This is a genomic window from Paenibacillus sp. 276b (assembly GCF_900107875.1).
Classification (GTDB): Bacteria; Bacillota; Bacilli; order Paenibacillales; family Paenibacillaceae; genus Paenibacillus; species Paenibacillus marchantiae.
Genome location: NZ_FNRR01000002.1, coordinates 886,374 through 905,909 on the forward strand (window position 1 = coordinate 886,374; position 19,536 = coordinate 905,909).

General features: G+C 45.8%; 18 protein-coding genes. 13 read left to right on the top strand and 5 right to left on the bottom strand.

The window, feature by feature from the left end:
• Positions 1-42: 42 nt before the first annotated feature.
• A complete protein-coding gene (gene murI, locus BLV50_RS15080; protein WP_090808593.1) occupies positions 43-867 on the top strand; it encodes a glutamate racemase in 825 nt (274 codons plus the stop codon).
• Positions 868-899: 32 nt separating this feature from the next.
• The gene (locus BLV50_RS15085) at positions 900-1,451 is read left to right on the top strand and encodes a histidine phosphatase family protein (protein ID WP_090808595.1); all 552 of its coding nucleotides are present in this window, start codon (positions 900-902) and stop codon (positions 1,449-1,451) included.
• Between the two features lie 70 nt (positions 1,452-1,521).
• Here the strand turns inward: BLV50_RS15085 and BLV50_RS15090 are convergent, their stop codons facing one another.
• Both BLV50_RS15090 and coaA read right to left on the bottom strand, forming a co-directional pair.
• Positions 1,522-1,884, bottom strand: a complete 363-nt coding sequence (locus BLV50_RS15090) for a DUF423 domain-containing protein (protein WP_090808597.1) — start codon at positions 1,882-1,884, stop codon at positions 1,522-1,524.
• 58 nt (positions 1,885-1,942) lie between these two features.
• Positions 1,943-2,872 carry a type I pantothenate kinase gene (gene coaA / locus BLV50_RS15095; RefSeq protein WP_072734063.1) on the bottom strand — a complete coding sequence of 310 codons (930 nt, stop codon included), beginning with the start codon at positions 2,870-2,872 and terminating at the stop codon, positions 1,943-1,945.
• 193 nt (positions 2,873-3,065) lie between these two features.
• On the opposite strand from coaA, the gene BLV50_RS15100 reads away from it, so the two are divergent.
• The 8 genes from BLV50_RS15100 (at position 3,066) to BLV50_RS15135 (ending at position 8,875) form a co-directional block, all read left to right on the top strand.
• A complete protein-coding gene (locus tag BLV50_RS15100) occupies positions 3,066-3,851 on the top strand; it encodes a DUF3891 family protein (protein WP_072734062.1) in 786 nt (261 codons plus the stop codon).
• 277 nt (positions 3,852-4,128) lie between these two features.
• Complete coding sequence (locus tag BLV50_RS15105; protein ID WP_063564170.1) at positions 4,129-4,623, top strand: 8-oxo-dGTP diphosphatase; 495 nt, start codon at positions 4,129-4,131, stop codon at positions 4,621-4,623.
• Positions 4,624-4,667: 44 nt separating this feature from the next.
• On the top strand, positions 4,668-5,036 hold the full coding sequence (locus BLV50_RS15110; RefSeq protein ID WP_090808599.1) for a YybH family protein: 369 nt from the start codon (positions 4,668-4,670) through the stop codon (positions 5,034-5,036).
• A 169-nt stretch (positions 5,037-5,205) separates the two neighbouring features.
• A complete protein-coding gene (locus BLV50_RS15115) occupies positions 5,206-5,628 on the top strand; it encodes a GNAT family N-acetyltransferase (RefSeq protein WP_090808601.1) in 423 nt (140 codons plus the stop codon).
• Between the two features lie 166 nt (positions 5,629-5,794).
• Positions 5,795-6,313: a GNAT family N-acetyltransferase gene (locus tag BLV50_RS15120; RefSeq protein WP_072734060.1), complete on the top strand. Its 519-nt coding sequence runs from the start codon at positions 5,795-5,797 to the stop codon at positions 6,311-6,313.
• Positions 6,310-6,672 carry a cupin domain-containing protein gene (locus BLV50_RS15125; protein WP_063564173.1) on the top strand — a complete coding sequence of 121 codons (363 nt, stop codon included), beginning with the start codon at positions 6,310-6,312 and terminating at the stop codon, positions 6,670-6,672. The genes BLV50_RS15120 and BLV50_RS15125 overlap by 4 nt, the downstream gene beginning before the upstream one ends.
• 163 nt (positions 6,673-6,835) lie before the next feature.
• Positions 6,836-7,249 (top strand): NUDIX domain-containing protein, encoded by a 414-nt coding sequence (locus BLV50_RS15130; protein WP_240321356.1) that lies wholly within the window; start codon positions 6,836-6,838, stop codon positions 7,247-7,249.
• 342 nt (positions 7,250-7,591) lie between these two features.
• A complete protein-coding gene (locus BLV50_RS15135; protein ID WP_090808606.1) occupies positions 7,592-8,875 on the top strand; it encodes an S-layer homology domain-containing protein in 1,284 nt (427 codons plus the stop codon).
• A 746-nt stretch (positions 8,876-9,621) separates the two neighbouring features.
• Here BLV50_RS15135 and BLV50_RS33810 read toward each other — a convergent pair.
• Positions 9,622-9,756 carry a hypothetical protein gene (locus tag BLV50_RS33810; RefSeq protein ID WP_177031193.1) on the bottom strand — a complete coding sequence of 45 codons (135 nt, stop codon included), beginning with the start codon at positions 9,754-9,756 and terminating at the stop codon, positions 9,622-9,624.
• Positions 9,757-9,770: 14 nt separating this feature from the next.
• Here BLV50_RS33810 and BLV50_RS15145 point away from each other — a divergent pair, with 14 nt between their 5' ends.
• From BLV50_RS15145 to odhB, 3 genes are all read left to right on the top strand, one after another.
• Positions 9,771-12,407: a DUF5704 domain-containing protein gene (locus BLV50_RS15145; RefSeq protein WP_371129253.1), complete on the top strand. Its 2,637-nt coding sequence runs from the start codon at positions 9,771-9,773 to the stop codon at positions 12,405-12,407.
• A gap of 677 nt (positions 12,408-13,084) precedes the next feature.
• Positions 13,085-15,958 carry a 2-oxoglutarate dehydrogenase E1 component gene (locus BLV50_RS15150; protein ID WP_090808611.1) on the top strand — a complete coding sequence of 958 codons (2,874 nt, stop codon included), beginning with the start codon at positions 13,085-13,087 and terminating at the stop codon, positions 15,956-15,958.
• Positions 15,959-15,963: 5 nt separating this feature from the next.
• Positions 15,964-17,238, top strand: coding sequence for a 2-oxoglutarate dehydrogenase complex dihydrolipoyllysine-residue succinyltransferase (gene odhB / locus BLV50_RS15155; RefSeq protein ID WP_090808613.1), 1,275 nt, complete (start codon positions 15,964-15,966; stop codon positions 17,236-17,238).
• A 127-nt stretch (positions 17,239-17,365) separates the two neighbouring features.
• Here the strand turns inward: odhB and BLV50_RS15160 are convergent, their stop codons facing one another.
• The gene (locus tag BLV50_RS15160) at positions 17,366-18,343 is read right to left on the bottom strand and encodes an alpha/beta fold hydrolase (protein ID WP_090808615.1); all 978 of its coding nucleotides are present in this window, start codon (positions 18,341-18,343) and stop codon (positions 17,366-17,368) included.
• 84 nt (positions 18,344-18,427) lie between these two features.
• Positions 18,428-19,405 (bottom strand): type I phosphomannose isomerase catalytic subunit, encoded by a 978-nt coding sequence (locus tag BLV50_RS15165; protein WP_090808617.1) that lies wholly within the window; start codon positions 19,403-19,405, stop codon positions 18,428-18,430.
• Positions 19,406-19,536: the final 131 nt, after the last annotated feature.

The window sequence follows — 19,536 nt, forward strand, 5'->3', positions numbered from 1 at the left end:
TCCGGAATAACATAACTCACCTCCCAGTCATCATGAGCAGGAATGAGAGGTTCCAGGAACCTGAAAGAATACGTTATAGAGGTGAAACCCTTGAAGAAGAAAATTGCATTTTTTGACTCGGGAATCGGTGGTTTAACCGTCTTGCATAAAGCATTGCATCAATTCCCTGAAGAAGCGTTTCTGTATTATGCCGATACATTGCATGTTCCTTATGGGACCAAGTCCGCCGATGAGGTTAGAGGACATATCTTCAATTGTGTGGAGGCTATTGTTCAGGAAAATGTGCAAGCGATTGTGATTGCCTGCAATACAGCGACCAGTCTGACCGTGAAGGATTTACGTGCCAAGTATGATATCCCCGTTATCGGGATGGAGCCTGCTGTGAAACCGGCAGTGGAAATGAATCGAAGAAGCGGCAAAAGAGTGCTTGTATTTGCTACAGCCCTAACCTTGAGTCAAACGAAATATCATGAATTGGTATCCCGAGTGGATGATCACCACAGTGTCGATTCCATTCCATTACCTGAACTTGTGGAGTGGTGTGAGCAGTTGGACTTTGATCCACAGAAGATTGCGGCGTATTTCCGCCTTAAACTGGCTGATCTTGATCTGAACTTATACGGTACAGTTGTACTTGGCTGCACGCATTACCCGTTTTACACATCGATTCTTCGTACGGTTCTACCAGATCATATTCAGATTATTGATGGCAGTACGGGAACGGTTAACCGCTTGAAGCAGCTTCTTGGGTTGGCAGACCAAAAGGGCGTGTGGACAGAGGAAAAGGTTACTTTTCTTAGTTCATCTGGCCGTTCGGAAGACCGGGAGAACATGCGAATTGCACTCAAATATCTGGAGAAGCATTGAATGTAATTTGAATCAACAGGAGTTGAAGGGCGATGCAGTCTATTTATCTCATTCGTCATGCCAAAGCTACAGGGCAAGAACCGGATGCCGAGCTTACGGATGAAGGACTTCGTCAGGCAGAAGAACTTGCTGAGATGTTGGCGGAGCACCCAATCCAATACATTGTGTCGAGTCCGTGGAAAAGGGCACTTCAAACCGCTGCCCCACTGGGCAAAACCGTCCTGCAACATATACATACGGATGAACGTCTTCAAGAAAGGGTGCTTAGTACCCTTCATCTGGATAACTGGATGGATGTGCTTGAACGTACATACATGGACGAAGACTGGACGGAAGAAGGTGGTGAATCTTCTCGTTTCGCGACAGCCAGGGGCCTTGAGGTGCTGGACGAGCTGTGGAGCCGGCCTGAGCATAGCGGGGCTGTGATTACACACGGTAATCTGTTATCTCTGCTCATTCGCAGCCATGATGCATCCTTTGGATTCGAGGAGTGGAAAAATCTATCTAATCCTGATGTATATGTCCTGGAAAAACAGCAGGGAGATAAAGTCACACACAGCATTCGCCGTATATGGCGAAGTTAAACATAAAGAGAGTGCTCCAGCGATTTTTTGAGATCGGCTAGAACACTCTTTTCAGTTTACGATGTTGGTTTTACAAAGCGGCGACTAATAACATTACCCAACCAGCTAAGAAAGCTACTCCGCCCAGAGGTGTGATCGCCCCCAGTTTTCGAACGCCAGTTACGCTTAGGACATACAGACTGCCCGAGAATAAGAGGATGCCGGCGAATAGCAGCCATCCAGCCAGCAACACAAGAGAAGGCTGCTCCAGTCGATCAGCGAACAGTCCGAGAAGGATGATTCCGAGTCCGTGAACAAGGTGATACTGAACGCCAGTCTCGTATATTTTGATCATGTCAGCAGACAATCTGCGTTTGAGCGCATGTGCACCGAATGCTCCAAGGGCAACAGCAAGAAACATCATGATACTTCCAAGTACAATCAAGGTCTGCATGTAGTCTTGTCTCCTTTTTAATGAGTATTAAGCAGAATGTTTCTGCTCATTATGACACTTACAGCTTACGCAATTGAATGCGCTGAATCGAATGGTCCGCTTCCTTTTTCAGAATCAGTCTGGCTCGTCCTTTAGTTGGCAGGATGTTTTCGTGCAGATTTTTGGCATTGATATCTTTCCATATCTGACTTGCCGTAAGAACAGCCTCATTTTCTTCCAGATTGGCAAAACGGCTGTGGAAGAAGGAATTCTCATTCTGAAACGCTGTATTGCGTAGCAACTTGAAACGCTCAATGTACCAGTGGCGGATATGCTCCTCTTCTGCATCGATATAGATGGAGAAGTCAAAAAAATCACTGACCAACAGTGGGGTTTCCTTTTTGACCTGGAGCACGTTAATTCCTTCAATAATGAGGATATCCGGCTGACATATGGCATTCTCTTCACCTGCAATGACGTCGTAGGCAAGATGGGAGTATACGGGAGCCATCACTTCGGGTTTGCCCGATTTGACATCACCCATGAACTGAATCAGTGACTTGATATCATAACTTTCAGGGAATCCCTTTCGGTTCATTATGCCTTTTTCTTGCAGCACGGCATTGGGATACAGGAAACCATCCGTAGTGACCAGATCCACCTTTGGATTTCCTTTGCCTCTGGCCAGCATAGCCTGAAGCAGGCGGGCAGTTGTACTTTTGCCCACGGCAACACTGCCCCCAATACCGATAATGTAGGGAGCGTGATGTGCTTCTTTTTTTAAAAAAGATGCCGTTAAGCGATTCAGCTCTCGTGAAGCTCCCGCATATAAGTCAATAAAGTGGGTAAGAGGTAGATAAATATCCTCAACTTCTTGAATGGATACCTCTTCATTTAATCCCTTTAGCTGTTCCAATTCCGCTGTCGTTAGTGGAAGAGTGGTCTGATATTTCTTCAAGTCAGCCCATTCCTTGCGGTTAAACTCGGTGTAAGGAGAGTATAAATTCATGAGATCCCGCTTTCTGTATGTAATGTTATGTTGGCACAATCATTAGTGTACCAAATTTCAGGGAACTGACAACACCTTTGCATTGATGGTCCCTTAGTATATTCCCTGAAAGTTGAATGAAAAGCAACTTATAGGAAATTGTAAACCAAATTATGTTAAAGTCAACGTATACCATGCGGGAGGGTGACAGCAAATGATCGTATATGAGAGAGAGCATGATTTTGTTTTGACCGCACAGCATGAGCATGGACTAGTAGCCGGAGAAATGGCTTCCCATTGGAAAACGGAATTATTAACTGATGAAGCGCATCGAGAAGATCTGATTTTTGCCGCAAAAGAGCATGATCGGGGATGGATTGAACTGGATTCTGCTCCATTCTGGAATGATTATAGTCAGATACCGTATTCGTTTCGTGATTTTCCGCTACGTCCACGATTTGTATTTTACCGTAAAGGTATTGAAGAGGTTCGGGAGAAAAACCTGTACGCCGGGTTGTTGTGCAGCATGATGTATACAGATTTGTTTCAAAAAAACCTGGGTGCTAACGCCAATGATGATGAAGATATCAGGGAGTATCTAAACGATGAACGGGAGCATCAGTTACGTTGGGAACAGCAGCTTGGTGCTGGTGAAGCGTTGAAGCTTAGGCTGAAACATGATTTAGAAATTATGCTATTTTGTGATCAGCTCAGCCTTTTTCTCTGTATGGAGGAACCCGGAACACCTGCTGCACGTTATGATTTTTTCGCTGATGGACTGGGCTCTACCTTCGATGCCTGTTCAAGGCAGCCCATTCAGGCCGAGTGGCTTTCCAATGAGAAAGTCGGATTGTCTTTTGTGCCGTTTGATGAGGACTTTACAGTCGTTATGCCTTACAAATCGGTACCGAAAGCAAGTATCCGCAAATTTGGTCTGCTGCAGGCTTATCGCCGTGCCGAGTGGAAAGAGCGCCGGGTGTTAATTACAGGCATGAGCTGAGTATCGCCTATTCGATATTCGGTTCAAAAACGAAACATTGCATACATCATAAAGAGGCGGGCCTCCGAAATTTCCGGTGTCCGTCTTTCGTATGCGTTTATATCGAAATTGACTTTGCAGATAATCAGGAAAGTGAAGAGGGATTCGGAATAGAGATTGAAGCAGGAGAATCTATCTATGTACCAGAAGTGTTAGAGTACAACGAAGTATATAAGCTTAATTCTATGTATGAATTGCAAGGGATTAGGTTTTGTATAAGGCAACTGGGAGGATAAACATGGACACTAGAACTGAGATTTTAACGATGTGTATGGTATGGGACAAACGGAATGATCAGGTGCTATTAATGAATCGTCCGAACCAAAAAGGATTTCCGGGATACATTGCTCCTGGAGGGAAAGTTGATTTTCCAGAAAGTATTGTGGATGGTGCCGTGCGAGAAGTTAAAGAGGAAACAGGACTTGTGGTGAAAGAGATTACATACAAAGGTCTTGATGAATTTTGTGATCCGGAGCAAGGATTGCGTTATATGGTCTTCAACTACGTGGCTACTTCTTATGAGGGAGAGCTATTGAACGAGCCGCCGGAAGGCGAACTGTTGTGGGTGTCTCTAGGACAGGCGCTTGAGCTGCCCATGCAGGATTGGTTTGCAGAACGTTTCCCGCGATTTTTTCAAGCAGGTACGTTTGAGCGGAGTGTGATCTGGGAGAAATCAACCGGACGTACACTGAAAGAGACGTTTATGGTGTATAGCGATTCGGTTCTTGAATAGAGTGAAGTTAAATAATTCAAAACGCTCAGGAGGAGGAAGCATTTATGGGATACCAGCATGCACTGGAAGGATACATTGCAGCAACCAATACACATGAGTTTGATGAGGTAAGCAAATGGTTATCACCGGCTGCCGTATATTGGTTTACGGGAACGTCTTGTACTACCCTTAATGAAATTCGGGTTTATTTTGAAAACGCTTGGGAGACAGTCAAGGATGAGGTATATCGTGCAGAAGATGTCACGTGGATTACGACTGGCGAAGAACAGGCGGTCTGTATTTATACGTATCACTGGAAAGGAATGTATCAAGGGGAGCCGGCTGCTGGAAAAGGTCGGGCTACCAATGTTTTTGTTGCAGGCATCAACGGAGAATGGAAATTAATCCACGAACATTTAAGTGCGGGTGTATAACGTGAGGAATAGAACGTTGCGTTGTTATAACAGTCTACATGAATAAAGCTAATAATTAAGGCTTCTATTTAAAGCATGTCTCTTATTTTATCAGCCAATTCTATATATTTATATCCAGATATTATGATATAATGAAGTTTACTTTTTTAAAAGGAGAGAACTTGCTATTATGGATATTACATTTCGTGAATCGCTGGAGGGAATAGGAATCGCCCAACTTAGCGGGGCTTTTTTCGAAGGTTGGCCAAACCCTCCATCTACGCCTACATTTCTGAAGTTGCTGGAACAATCCTATGCTGTCGAACTGGCTATTGATGAAGAAACCGGAAATGTGGTGGGCTTTATTCAAGCGATTTCAGATGGAGTTCTTAGCGCATATATTCCCTTACTGGAAGTGCTTCCGGAGTATCAGGGTAAAGGGATCGGAACAGATCTCATCAAGCGTATGTTTAATCGTCTAGGTGATCTCTATATGATTGATCTTCTGTGCGATAACGAACTCCAGGAGTTCTATGAGAAACAGGGCATGCAAAAAGCATCTGGCATGGTGATTCGTCATTATCAAAATCAGGCTGGAGCGGTAAATAGCTAATAGATTTGGTGAACTAGATGGTTAAAATAAAGTATAAAAATCGTTCCGGAGTAACCCGAAGTTATAAAAAGAGAAAAATATGAATTCAGACTAAAACATTTATATACGGAAGGTTGTTATATATTTGGTGACTAGCCATACATAGGCTTCTGCAAACGGGACGTAAATGAATATGTACGAGGAAAAGGTGGAGATTGGTGTGAAATTGTCGTTCCGGATTTTGGACTGGGAAGAAGAAAAACCTTATCAACTTTTATTAATGGCTGATCCGTCCAAAGCCATAGTTGACGAATATCTGAGTCGCGGTGTTTGTTTTATCGCTGAATATGAAGGGGAAATGGTAGGAGAGTTTGTCTTGCTGAAGACGCGTCCAGAGACGGTTGAGATTGTTAATATTGCCGTACAGGAAGAATTACAGGGACAGGGCGTTGGCAAACACATGATCAAGGAAGCGATAGAAGCAGCACGCAGGCTCGGTGGTCGAACGGTAGAAATTGGGACAGGCAACTCAAGTTTTCATCAGTTGAAGCTATATCAACGCTGTGGTTTTCGCATTGTAGGGGTTGATCGGGATTTCTTTGTGAAACATTATGAAGAAGAGATTATAGAAGATGGTATTCGCTGCGTCGATATGATTCGTTTGTCTCTGGATCTGGATACCGTGGCAGAGGAGAATAAGAAGTGAAGATATATCGTCTCAAACCAGAGGACCGACGTACCATCACCGCTTATGGCAGTGAGGGAGCAGAGATTACGCCGATACTCCGAAGCGCAACAGCCTGCCACGTAGCACAACTGAAACTGTCTGCAGGAGGAAGTGTAGGTTTGCATCCAGCAGTGGGTGAGCAGGTGTTTCTGGTGCTTGAAGGGGAAGGGTGGGTGGAAGGTGAGACAGGCGAACGGGTAGCGATACGATCAGGAGAAGCCGCGTATTGGACCAACGGGGAGAATCACCAATCTGGCTCGAACAAAGGGTTAACCGCATTGTTGATTGAGGGTGAAGAACTGATTGTTCGGTTATCGCTAGAGTCGGGAGATTCTTAAGATAGGGGCTGATGATTTGAGTGTTTGGGTCATTGTTATTATTATTGGAGTGATATTTACTCCATCGTTCTATCAGTTGAATAAGCGTATTCGTAGATTGGAAGAGCAAGTTAGGCATCTTTCAGACGAGAGGAAGAACCTTTAAGTGCATCGGTACACACATATGGGGGTATACGGTTTAGTCACTTGGGAGCAAAAAGTCCTGTTAATACATAAGGCGAGAGGGGCCTACATGGGGAAATGGGATTTGCCTGGAGGAAGGTTGGAGTTTGGTGAGCAACCGGAGACCGCCCTACACCGTGAGATCGAGGAAGAGACGGGTCTTTCCAATCTACAATTGGTGATTCGTTCTGCGGAATCGAACGTATTGGAGTGGGTTCACGAAGGCGAGCCGGAAGAGCTGCACCATATTGGAATTCTATACGATGTATATTTGACAAGCGAAAGTCGGCCTTATGAGATCAAAAGGGAACCGGATGGCGAAGATTCGCTGGGCGCACAATGGTTTACTCTGGAAGAGGTCGGAGCGTTGTCGTTGACGCCATTTGCAAAGTATATGATTAACAAAACTACTTGATTTGAATTTTAGGACTGGTCAAATGGAACAGAATCGTTTATTCTGTGATAGATAGATTACAATTTTTTCAAATGAATAGGACTGACACCTTAAAGCATAAGGCTATGAATCTGCGGATTCGTGGCCTTTTTTTGTGTTTTTAGGGGTGGATTGGGTCTTTGGAAGGGGAGGTTGCAGGCCTTGTAGTGATGGGGATTGCTGAAAAATAATACCAATAGCCTAGATTTGCATGGTAGAATATTGATGATTATTACAAATTTAGGTTTTGGCTTGAAGAGTAGTACGATTGCTGAAGAAGCAGAAGTTTGCCCCATACTAAGGTACATAGGAGAGTGAGTAGATTTGAAGAAGCAGATGAGATTAAACGGTAGTAAATCAAAAAGGAATGTGTTAATAGTCGGATTGTTGACGACGGCTTTGCTGGCAGGAACGCTGCTGACTACTGGAACCGTGGGTCTGGTGTCTACTGTGGATGCTGCTACAAGCACGAATGGAGCGGGCACAACGGCTTCTGCGCTCACGAAGTTCAAAGATATCAAAGGGCACTGGGCGCAAGCCACAATTGTCAAAGCCTATGATAAAAATCTGATCTCCGGCTATCAGGATGGTACGTTCCGCCCCAATGCCAAAATCACCCGTGGTGAGTATGCCACACTTCTCAGCCGTGCAACCAGCTTGGAAAAGGTACAAGACGAGAATCCTTTTGCTGATCTCAAGGGACACTGGTCTGAATCAGCTGTGACACAGTTGGTGGGCCAAGGCTTTATTAACGCTAATGATTATCCGAAAGGATTCAACCCCAATGCCGAGCTCACACGCTACGAGATGATGAAATGGATTGCAAACGGACTGATCAAGTCGGGAACCAGTTTCCAGGATGCTTTTGACGATAGCAAAAATACACTGCTACCTACCCCTGAAGTAAATCGGGGAACGATTCTTGCAGAGCAAATTCCTTATCTTGCACTTGTTCGCGGGACTGGCATTGTGGGTGGATTTGAGGATGGTTCCTTGAAGCCTGCTGATCCAACAACGCGAGCTGAAGTGTCTGCCATTTTGCTGCGTTATATGGATGTTGAGGGCACAGATGCAGAGAAGTACAGTGATCTGAATGAAATGCGTGAGGTAGGTACAACAGGAACGAATTTAACGACGATTAGTAATTACTTTTATACTAAAAATTCTGTTACGGTAAGTGATCTATCTAAGGGAGATATAACTCTCTCTAATAATTCCGGCATACTTCGACTGCATCGAATTATTGTAGTAGATGTTACGAAAGGCACGCCGAAAGGGGTTTACTCATCACTGTTTATTGGTCCCGATTCCATTCAGTTTCCAGGAAGCTACATGACATTTGCAGATATTTCGTTTACATCCAATATAGAAAAATCGAATCTCTTAGCTTTTAGCGGTGGTCTAGACAGTGCATTGTTAAGATTTAATCGTATGGATGTTAAACATGCCGAAAAAAATGGATTCATAACTATTCCAGAGATGTCTAGTAATCTTATAAAGAAAGATGTTAAAAAACGTTTTTGGACTTCCTCTGTGCTTGTGGCAAAAGGTGGCTCTTATTATTTAAAAGCTAACAACAATGATTTAGTTCAAATTCAGAACATGTAGTTTCTTCAAGGCGGTGAGTGAGTACTGAAACTCCATTATAAATTAATGTTAGTATTTAACGTTATGTTTTTAATTGTAGGTGCTATGGATACATTTTATCTTCCAATTCAAGCAGCTACCAATGATCCGTACGGTCCAAAATCAATGAAGAGTCCATCTGTCCTGACCGTAAAATCTGCACCAAGAGTTGCTAATCCAGGTGTTTATTGGTATCAGCTTGATGATGGAAGTTTTAAAGCTGATCATACTACTGGGCCTACTTTCTCTAGAAACTTGAATCCCTTGTCTTGTTCGTCTCCTTATCCTGACGAAAAAGATATACCCGATGAAGTTGACTTTTCCAATTGGCCTGCTACTCAATGGAATGAATATAATGGATATCCTATAACTTCATCAGTTCTTAAGTCTATAAGAATAAAAAGTGTTACTTATCAAACCAGATTACAGCAAACTTCTTATACAGGAATTGGTGAAACGGTAATACGAAGAGATAGTACCATTGTAAAAATCAACACAAAAACAGGAGGGAATCATTCAGTAAGTGATCGAACAGAGTTCGAAAATGGTGGTAAAACTAATCAAAATTGTGTGAAGCAAGTAGTAGCCTACCATACACCAATGGATATCATCTGGGAAGGGGATCTCGAAGAAGAAAAGCAAATCGACGTAACTCCAGACTCCACTCTAACGGTCGGAGAAACTAAACAGATGGTAGCCAAAGTTAAAACGAAAAACTATGGTGCAACTCAATTTAGTGAAGGCATCGACGTAAGTTCAGCCGTATCCGAGATGAGGTATGTACCGTTGTTCCAGATTGCACGCACAAAAGCAGTACCCGGCTTTTCAGCCTTCACCATTCCGGTTTTGGGTTCAATACTCACAATACTCGGATCGGATGACCACCAGGTGGTTTCAGCTTCGCTCCAATCCAGCAGTAGCGACCATAGGTGCAGATGGGAAAATGACGATCAAAGGTATCGTCGGAAGCACCACCATCACTGCCCGATTTGTGGACACTGCCCAGCAGTTGGATGAGCGAGGAACACAGGTGTTAGAGGTAAAGGACTGCACAGGCAACGGAGGAGACGGGGGAACTGATCCAGGTAACGGCGGTGTTGTGGGTTGCCCCGTGACCATCAGTCCTCCTAATAAAGGAGCGTTGATCGAATCGGCTGTCATGGACCCCTCCGTTTCGGGCGTGCTGAAAGCTGATGATCGGGGGTCTGAGAAGTTTGATGTCACCCGTGGCATCCCGACTTCTGAAGATCTCTATGCAAATGTCATGGCTAGAGGATACTTGTTCCAGCACCGTTGGGTGAACATGACGGGAACAGTGACTTATACGGTCAACGTAAAAAAGAAGTATCACAAAACATGGATGATTCCGGGCAGAGCCTCGACAGGGCCTAATGACCCAGGAACACCTCCACAACCTAAGGAACTAGACGTTCCTGTGGAAAAACCAATGCAGGTTACACGACAATATAGTTATTGGCAGATTGATAATTTGGAAGTCTATCAGCTAAATCAAGCTACGATATCCAATTATGCACTTGGTGGCTATGGTGGTACAGTAACGTTGACTCCAAACGGATATACACCCCCGACCTTACAATCGGCTAATGATGATGCGGTTACCGCACATGTGAAACCTGCACCTTGCAAGGAAATCGACCTTGGCACTGAAACAAAGTCAGGCGGTGACAGCGAGCCGCCTACACCTGATGAGACGTCATTATTCCAAACCAAAGCAGAAGCCGAGGTTAAAGAGAACACTGTAAATAATGACAAGGTAGTGTTTAACGGTACCACTGTGATGGATCCTGCTTCGATGGATAAGACTGCTCCGCGACCTGGGACAATTCCACAGCCTGGTATGATCGGCGACAACGTGCTGTACCAGAATCGTTTAACTATTCAGAATACACTGGTCAACAAGGCGGACCAACCGACAACGGGCGAGATCGCATATGGCTTGATTCCTGGAAACATTAAAGGCGGTCAGGATCAGAAGTTTTCTATTCAAGGAATCAATTCTGTCACGGTGCACACGCCTGTCGTTAACTACGCCTGGGTGTCTGATGATCAGCCCCATAACCAGAAAACAGTGCCTGATCCGACCAGTTCGGCGCTTATTCTGGAACGACCGTTTATCGTGCGCATCCCGACCTCAGGGCAGCATCTGGACGCAACCAGTTACCCGGGTTATGGCAATAGGGACTATGCTAAGTATTTTCGCATCAAGCAGATTCGTTTCCCATTTGACGTCTATAACGCCGATAGGAGTCAGTTCATTCCAGCCAAGACCTGGGTGGACATTCCGGTTAACCAACTGGATACCATTTTCTATCTTCCAGTATGGGTGGATGAAGGGCATTACCGAGTTGAATTTCGCAATATTGCGGAAAATGCTCCTTCGACATTCACCGAACAGCAGGATGCCAACACAAATCTGACCCATCATGTTGCGGCAGATACGGTCCCGGTGGAGGTTGTTGGGCGATTGTATGATTTTCACGTTACGGATATCGCCGATTATAATTGGGAGAACGTGTTCCGCAAGCAACTCGGGAGTTCGGAGCCGACAGGAGTGAGCTACTGGACAGGACTTAACAGTATTGATGGTGATCCGCGAGGGAATCTGGCACCATTCGTGTTACCTGTTCGCCCAGGCAGTCACCCTGTGCAAGGTTTTAGTAATATTGCGGTGAAAACGGGTTACCATATCAAGTTCGACCTGAAAACAAAAGGAAATATGTTTGGCAAACAGGATGGTGTTCGAATTACTCCAACATTCTACTTTGTGAGCAAAGACGGCTCTTCCAGACAAGAAGTCGATCTTTACTACCACCGCGGTCAAGAGCGACTTATCAGAATAGGATCGGCGCAGGATTTGGAGAAACGGTTTGTTGTCCTGAACTCGAGATTGCGTAATGTACCCGGTACGGAATTGGGGGATACGGCGCGTTATCAGTATACGTATGAACTGACAGCCGATGAACGTAACCAGAGATCGCTCGCCGATTATATGGTTACGCTTGTAGATCAAACCTCTCACCAGAAAACATGGGTAGGCCGCTATGACTGGATGATCCTACCCGCTTCCATTCGTACACTGATTGGACCCAAGACAGACATTCCTTCGGGTGTTAGTGTGGACCGAGCGAATGCGGCGATCCAGCGTTGGTACGGAGAATACAGCCTGCCTGCAGATGTATACGCCGTGCCAAAGGGAACCAATCTCGAATCGCTTGCCAGACAAAATCAACTGGATGAAAAGGCTTCTGTATTTCTGAAGGACGGATATATCGTGGTCAACTTTAATATCGAGACACTTCGAGATGGGAATACAGAGGCTCCACACCTGCAATACATTTATGCTCCGCTGATGAATCAGTGGAAGATGGAAGGTTTCAACAACAGTCCAGTAGACAGTCAAGGCAGAACTTGGCTCTTAAAGGATGGCGATGTGGTCTTTTACCATGCAGATCAGTCCAGCCGGAGCGATTTTCAGTCTCAGGTGCCACATTAAAAAAATAAAATGTCTGTCAGTTTAAATAAACTAAGTCCAAAAGAGCCGCCCGGATGCTTTTACGCATTACAGGCGGCTTTTGGTTTATACATTGAATTTCAAGAAATACCCATTTTCTTGTTGAATACCAAGCCAAATGGTTAATATTTATCTTGACGGTTTGTTTTTGGACATTATGGACCACAATTCTAAATAAGGAGGCTGCAAAACGGGTGAAACCTGAAAATGTGTAGAAACCATTGTAGGATAAGCGATTAACAACAAAACGCCATACAATCAGAGCACATTTGTGGGTCGGAAATGTTCCAATTATTCGATTCATCTAATTTATGCATCAATTGAACTAAAAATAGGAAATGCTCCTGAGCGTAAAAGTTTATAGAATAGATATTAGAACACGGACTTCACTTGAAAAAGTTGAGGAAGGTGTAACCCTCGAACGGATCAGGACAGTATTCGACATCTGTGCGACGGTATATACAATCATCAGTTTACTATGATTTTGAAAACGCAGACAAACCTTGACGGGAGCGTCGGAACAACGTTACTACCACCAACAGCACGATTATTGGACTTCATGAAAAATTTAGCTTAAAATGTTGAACGAACGCAAATTACGGCTTAGTCAATGATTTCCGTCAAAAACTTATGACTAAATCAAGACGGAGGGAACGTCGATGACGATCGAGGAAGGCAACAAGAAACCCTGGGAAAGTTACTATGGCCCGAATATGGGATACGTACAGGAACAATATGAATTATACTCCCAAGACCCGGGTGCAGTTACACCGGCTTATCGGGAATTATTTGAACAATGGGGTGCACCGCCGATGTCTGGCAGGGATGCACATTCAGTCTCGTATTCTGGCAACGCCCAAAAGGCTTCCGGAAGCGTGGATATTCAACTATTACAGAAAGCGGTTACAGCAGGGAAACTGGTAATGAATATTCGTACCTATGGTCACCTTGCGGCCGATATTGATCCCCTTGGAATCAGTGAAGATTCAGATACTTCTTTGCTTGAACCGAAGCATTTTGAATTGAATGAAGAAGATTTGAAAGCTCTGCCAGCTTCCCTGATCTGGGAAGGTGCAGATGGACAGACGGTAACAGGATTGGATGCCATCCAGCGCCTGCGGCAAATATATACTGGTCCTATCGCTTATGAATTCAGCCATGTGCATGAGGTTCATGAGCGGGAATGGCTGAACCGCCGTGCAGAATCTCGTACTTCGCCGGCACCGCTTAATCCAGAGGAGCGTAAAGCTTTACTGGAACGTTTGGTTGAAGTGGAGCAATTTGAAGATTTCCTCCACAAAACATTTGTTGGGCAAAAACGTTTTTCCATTGAAGGTAACGACGTGTTAGTCCCTATGCTGGATGAAGCAGTCCGAATTATGGCACACGCTGGTTCCAGCCATATTCTGATGGGGATGGCTCACCGTGGTCGATTGAACGTACTTGCTCATGTACTGGGCAAGCCGTATAGCAAAATTTTCTCTGAATTCCATCATTCTCCGAACAAGGATTTGGTTCCTTCCGAAGGGTCAACAGGAATCAATTACGGTTGGACAGGGGATGTCAAATATCATCTGGGCGCAAACCGTTATGTAAAAGACGGTGAAACAGTACAAGCGCGTCTTACGCTAGCCAATAACCCGAGTCACCTGGAATATGTAAATCCGGTTGTACAGGGCTTTGCACGTGCAGCACAGGATGATCGCCGTGATCCGGGATATCCGAAGCAGGATGTAACCAAAGCGGCAACTATTCTGATGCATGGTGATGCGGCTTTCCCTGGGGAAGGTATTGTAGCAGAAACGCTCAATTTCAAAGCATTGCCTGGTTACCAAAATGGCGGAACAATTCATATTATCGTGAACAACCGTCTTGGATTCACAACAGACAGTAGCGATTCACGCTCAACGTATTATGCGAGTGACCTTGCCAAAGGATATGAGATTCCGATTGTGCATGTCAATGCAGACAATCCGGATGCGTGTATCGCAGCTATTCGTATGGCAGCAGAATACCGTAACCTGTTCAAAAAGGACTTCCTGATTGACCTGATCGGTTACCGTCGTTATGGTCATAACGAAACGGATGATCCAGAAACAACACAGCCGACGGTGTATGACAAAGTAAAAGCTCATCCAACGGTTAGTCACTTGTATCAGGATCATCTGAAAGAGGAATCGGTTATCGACGATGCCTCCATCAACAGCATTCGTGAAGCTGTGACGAACCGCTTAAAAGAAGCATACGAGCAGATGAAGAACAATGAAGTACATGAATATTATCAACGTCAAATTAGCGAGCCAGAAGCCGTTTCGATTATTCCAACTGCGGTACCATTGGAAAATCTGCGGACAATTAACGCCGATTTGCTGAAATGGCCAGAGAATTTTAATGTGTATCCGAAGTTGCAGCGTATTTTGCAGCGCAGAAGCACATCTCTGAACGAAGGCGAGAAAGTAGACTGGAGTCTTGCAGAGACGCTTGCGTTTGCTACCATTCTTGCGGATGGCAAACCAATCCGGATCAGTGGACAGGATGCAGAGCGTGCAACGTTTGCCCATCGGAACTTGGTGTTGCATGACTCCGAGAATGGTGCGAAATTCTGCCCACTGCATCATCTGCCACAGGCAAGAGCATCTTTTGCCATCTACAACAGTCCGTTGTCTGAGGAGTCCGTTGTTGGTTTCGAATACGGATATAACGTCTATTCACCAGATACGCTTGTAATCTGGGAAGCACAATTCGGAGACTTTGCCAACTGTGCACAGGTTATTTTTGACCAATTCGTATCTGCCGGCCGTGCCAAATGGTCACAAAAATCCAGTCTGGTCATGCTGCTCCCGCATGCGAACGAAGGTCAGGGACCTGAGCATACAAGTGCTCGTCTGGAACGTTTCCTGCAGCTTTGTGCAGAAGACAATATGACCGTTGCGAATTTGACAAGTGCATCGCAATATTTCCATCTGTTGCGTCGTCAGGCTTCGTTGACTGAAACGGAAGATGCTCGTCCGCTCGTTATGATGTCGCCGAAAAGTCTCATTCGTAATCCTCGTGTCGCTTCACCTGCAGCAGAGTTCAGCGAAGGCAAGTTTGAGCCTGTGCTTGAGCAAGCAGGATTGGGCACGAAACCGGATCGCGTAGAGCGCATTGTTTTGTGCAGTGGTAAAATCGCCATCGATCTGGAAGATGCTTTTGAGAAAGATAAAGCAGATTGGTCTTGGCTTCACATTATTCGTGTCGAACAGCTGTATCCGTTCCCGGCGGAAGAAATCAAGCGTGTACTTGCACGTTTCAGCAAGCTGAAAGAGCTGGTGTGGGTACAGGAAGAAAACAAAAACATGGGTGCCTGGACATACATGGAGCCTCGTCTTCGTGAAATCGCGCCAGAAGGAACAACCGTTAAATACGAAGGTCGCCCGGAACATGCGAGTCCTTCCAGCGGTTATCAACTTGTGCATGGCATGGAACAGCAACAGATCATTACATCCGCATTGAAGCAAACGACGAAGAATAATATTCCACTGGGGAGGTAACAGCTGTGAGTGAAATTAAAGTACCTGCAATGGGTGAGTCGATAACGGAAGGAACCGTATCCAGATGGCTGGTCAAAGAAGGCGAAACCGTTAATCAGGGTGATGTTCTTCTGGAACTGGAAACGGATAAAGTAAATATTGAGATCAGTGCTGAAGAGAGCGGTGTTCTTGAGAAAATTGTTCGCCAGGAAGGCGAGACTGTAGAAATTGGTGAAACGATTGGAACACTTTCAGCTGGAACTGGAGGAGGAAGCGGCGCGTCCGCTTCCCAACCAGCAGCAACAGAGCAGAAACAATCAGCTCCTGCACCGGAAGCTCCAACTCCGCCACCAGCACCCGTTGCTGCAGCACCGGAATCTTCGGATAGCAGCTCGAAGACAGCTTCACCATCTGCTCGTAAACTTGCACGTGAGCGTGGTATTGAGCTCGATCAGGTACAGAGCAAGGATCCGATTGGCCGTGTTTATCAGGATGATGTGAAAACTCACAACACGCAGGCTGCCGCTCCTACAGCGCCTCCTGCTAAAGCTCCCGCTGCAGCACCTAGTGCTCCGGCAGCAGGTGGTTCCACGTATACCAAACCAGTGGAGCGTCAACGTATGTCCCGCCGTCGTGCTACCATTGCGAAACGCCTGGTAGAAGCACAGCAGACTGCAGCGATGTTGACTACGTTTAACGAAGTGGATATGACGGCAATCATGGATGTTCGTAAACGTCGTAAGGACAAGTTCAAAGAGAAACATGAAATCAATCTCGGCTTCATGTCCTTCTTCACCAAAGCAGTTGTAGGCGCACTGAAAAAGTTCCCAACCATTAACGCGGAGATTGATGGCGAAGATGTAGTTCTCAAAAAGTACTATGATATCGGTATTGCGGTATCTGCCAAAGAAGGTCTTGTCGTACCGGTTGTACGTGATGCAGATCGTCTTGGCTTTGCTGAGATCGAGAAAAGCATTGCTGACCTGGCATCCAAAGCCCGTTCCAACACGCTGGCTTTGTCTGATCTGCAAGGAGGAACCTTCACCATTACCAATGGCGGAACGTTTGGCTCCTTGTTGTCCACACCAATTTTGAATACACCTCAAGTAGGTATTCTGGGTATGCACAAAATCCAGCTTCGTCCGGTAGCGATTGATGCAGAGCGGATGGAGAACCGTCCGATGATGTATATCGCCCTGTCGTACGATCACCGTATCATTGATGGTAGCGAAGCCGTACGTTTCCTCGTGACGGTAAAAGAATTGCTTGAAGATCCAGAGTCTTTGCTGATCGAAGGGTAATCCATAACGATTAACATTAAATTGCCATCTTATAAATAAAAAAAGTAAAGCCCCTGAACGCGGAGCACAGTGTATGCTGTGCACCCGTTCAGGGGCTTTCGTCATTGTATAGGTAATTTGTGTCGCATTATATGGAATCGGCGGTTTCTGCATGTGCTGTGGAATGATAGGCACTGTAGTCGGACGTATGCCTCTCCAGCCACTCCACGACATGCCCGGCAACCTCAGTCCGATTCGTTTCATGCAGCATTTCGTGGCGCCCCCCCGGATAGAGGCGGTATTCAATATCCTCAAGCTCAAGCTCTCGATATTGGGAGACCAGGTTAAGCACTCCTTTGCCATGAAGTCCCACCGGATCTTGTTCACCCGAGAACAGATATACAGATTTATCCTTAGGAATACGTTTCATGTTGCGCGGCAAGTGAATGTCCAACAGCAGTTTGAAAAAGTCACGGAAAAAACCTGCAGAGCAGACGGCTCCACACAAAGGGTCATCCATAAACCGCTTGACCTCTTCGGAGTCCCGGGACAGCCAATCAAACGGCGTTGTTGCAGGACGGAAAGAACGGTTGAATCCGCCAAATACGAGCGCATTGAGCAGCATACTTGGATGACCCTTCCCCTGAATTCCACACTGCAAGAAAGCCAGTTTCTCTCCAATCCGAAGCAGACCGCGCTTGCCATTGGTGCCGGACAAAATAAATGCATGGTAACGCTCGTGGCCAGCATACATTAGATGCTGTACCAAAAACGACCCCATGCTATGCCCCATCAGAAAGAGGGGCATAGCAGGGTTTTCTTTGGCGGCAACTTCGCCCAGATTCATCATGTCACTCGCCATCCAGCGGAAAGCATCTACGCCGGCATTGCCCAACAAATCCGAGTTTTCGACCGTTTTACCATGACCACGATGGTCATTCGCATAGACCGCGTAGCCGTGCGTGGTGAGATGTTGGGCAAATTCAGCGTATCGGGCAGCAGTCTCGCTCATGCCATGTGCAATCTGGACCACACCTTTGATGTTGCACTCCGGATCGGGAAGCCAGCGGTACACATGAATACGGGTACCTTCATTGCCAACCAGGCTAAAGGTAGATTCCTGCATCTCGTGTAAATCCTCCTTCACAGGTCACATTAAAGCCAGTTCAAATCAGGGAATTCACCCTTGAATAGATAGTTGATTATTCAATTAAGGCAAATAAGAGCGAAGAACAGTAGTGTTGCCATCCAGCGTATAGGAGCCCAGGTTGGCAGGCAGTAAGTAACATTGTCCAGCTTTCAATTCGATTTTATCCGATTCCGCGTTATCCCACTCCAGCGTTCCGCTACCTTCACAGACCACAAGAATAGTGAAGCTTTCAGCAATGGTAGAGAGCTCCCAACGTCCTGTAACAATCCCTTTTTCCACTACAAAGTATGGACATTCCGCAAGCTTCAGCCACTCACCTGGAGTTGCGTTGTTGGTTTTCATCGTCGTGGCGCCAGCACCCTCATAAGCCGTTACATTCAATGAATCCTCAACATGCAGCTCACGTGGTTTGCCATCCAGGCCTGGACGATTATAATCGTAAATCCGGTATGTTGTATCCGAGTTTTGCTGGATCTCAGCAACAACGACACCTGAACATAAAGCGTGTACCGTTCCCGCAGGAATAAAGAACGTATCTCCAGCCTCTACAGGTACTTGGCGAAGGGTATCCATGACCGTACCATTTTCCAGCGCTTCCTTCAGTACTTCACGATCAACGCCTTCATTCAAGCCGTAGATGATATGAGCTCCTGGTTTGGCATCAAGCACATACCACATTTCCGTTTTGCCAAGCTCGCCAGGAGGGAGCGCTTCGTAATCATCTGTTGGATGAACTTGTACGGACAGATCATCGTTACAGTCAAGCAGTTTGATCAGAAGCGGGAATCGTCCGCCCTTTTCCGAAACTCCTTTGGTTCCAAGCCAAGCTGTGCCCAGTTGTTCACGGACTTCATCGAGGCCTTTTCCGGCAAGTGCTCCATTTAATACCTTGGTTGTACCATTGGGATGATCCGCAATCATCCAGCCTTCTCCTATATGTCCTTCAGGCGGCGTCAGGCCGAATTGCTCCAGCGCGCGACCTCCCCATACACGTTCTTTGAACTCTGGTTGAAATTGCAGTGGGTATGGCGTAGGCATTCCTAATCTCTCCTCTAGTATATGAAATGGTGGATCGCTTTAATCAATCATGACCGCGTAGTTGGCATGAATGTAACAGTGAATACGGTTGCACGTCTTTATGTAGTACACAAATCGCATAAATTAAACCC

Excerpts from the sequence above, each read along its gene's own strand:
- murI (WP_090808593.1), top strand. The coding sequence starts at position 43 with ATGAGAGGTTCCAGGAACCTGAAAGAATACGTTATAGAGGTGAAACCC.
- BLV50_RS15085 (WP_090808595.1), top strand. The coding sequence starts at position 900 with ATGCAGTCTATTTATCTCATTCGTCATGCCAAAGCTACAGGGCAAGAA.
- BLV50_RS15090 (WP_090808597.1), bottom strand. The coding sequence starts at position 1,884 with ATGCAGACCTTGATTGTACTTGGAAGTATCATGATGTTTCTTGCTGTT.
- coaA (WP_072734063.1), bottom strand. The coding sequence starts at position 2,872 with ATGAATTTATACTCTCCTTACACCGAGTTTAACCGCAAGGAATGGGCT.
- BLV50_RS15100 (WP_072734062.1), top strand. The coding sequence starts at position 3,066 with ATGATCGTATATGAGAGAGAGCATGATTTTGTTTTGACCGCACAGCAT.
- BLV50_RS15105 (WP_063564170.1), top strand. The coding sequence starts at position 4,129 with ATGGACACTAGAACTGAGATTTTAACGATGTGTATGGTATGGGACAAA.
- BLV50_RS15110 (WP_090808599.1), top strand. The coding sequence starts at position 4,668 with ATGGGATACCAGCATGCACTGGAAGGATACATTGCAGCAACCAATACA.
- BLV50_RS15115 (WP_090808601.1), top strand. The coding sequence starts at position 5,206 with ATGGATATTACATTTCGTGAATCGCTGGAGGGAATAGGAATCGCCCAA.
- BLV50_RS15120 (WP_072734060.1), top strand. The coding sequence starts at position 5,795 with ATGAATATGTACGAGGAAAAGGTGGAGATTGGTGTGAAATTGTCGTTC.
- BLV50_RS15130 (WP_240321356.1), top strand. The coding sequence starts at position 6,836 with ATGGGGGTATACGGTTTAGTCACTTGGGAGCAAAAAGTCCTGTTAATA.
- BLV50_RS15145 (WP_371129253.1), top strand. The coding sequence starts at position 9,771 with ATGACCACCAGGTGGTTTCAGCTTCGCTCCAATCCAGCAGTAGCGACC.
- BLV50_RS15150 (WP_090808611.1), top strand. The coding sequence starts at position 13,085 with ATGACGATCGAGGAAGGCAACAAGAAACCCTGGGAAAGTTACTATGGC.
- BLV50_RS15160 (WP_090808615.1), bottom strand. The coding sequence starts at position 18,343 with ATGCAGGAATCTACCTTTAGCCTGGTTGGCAATGAAGGTACCCGTATT.
- BLV50_RS15165 (WP_090808617.1), bottom strand. The coding sequence starts at position 19,405 with ATGCCTACGCCATACCCACTGCAATTTCAACCAGAGTTCAAAGAACGT.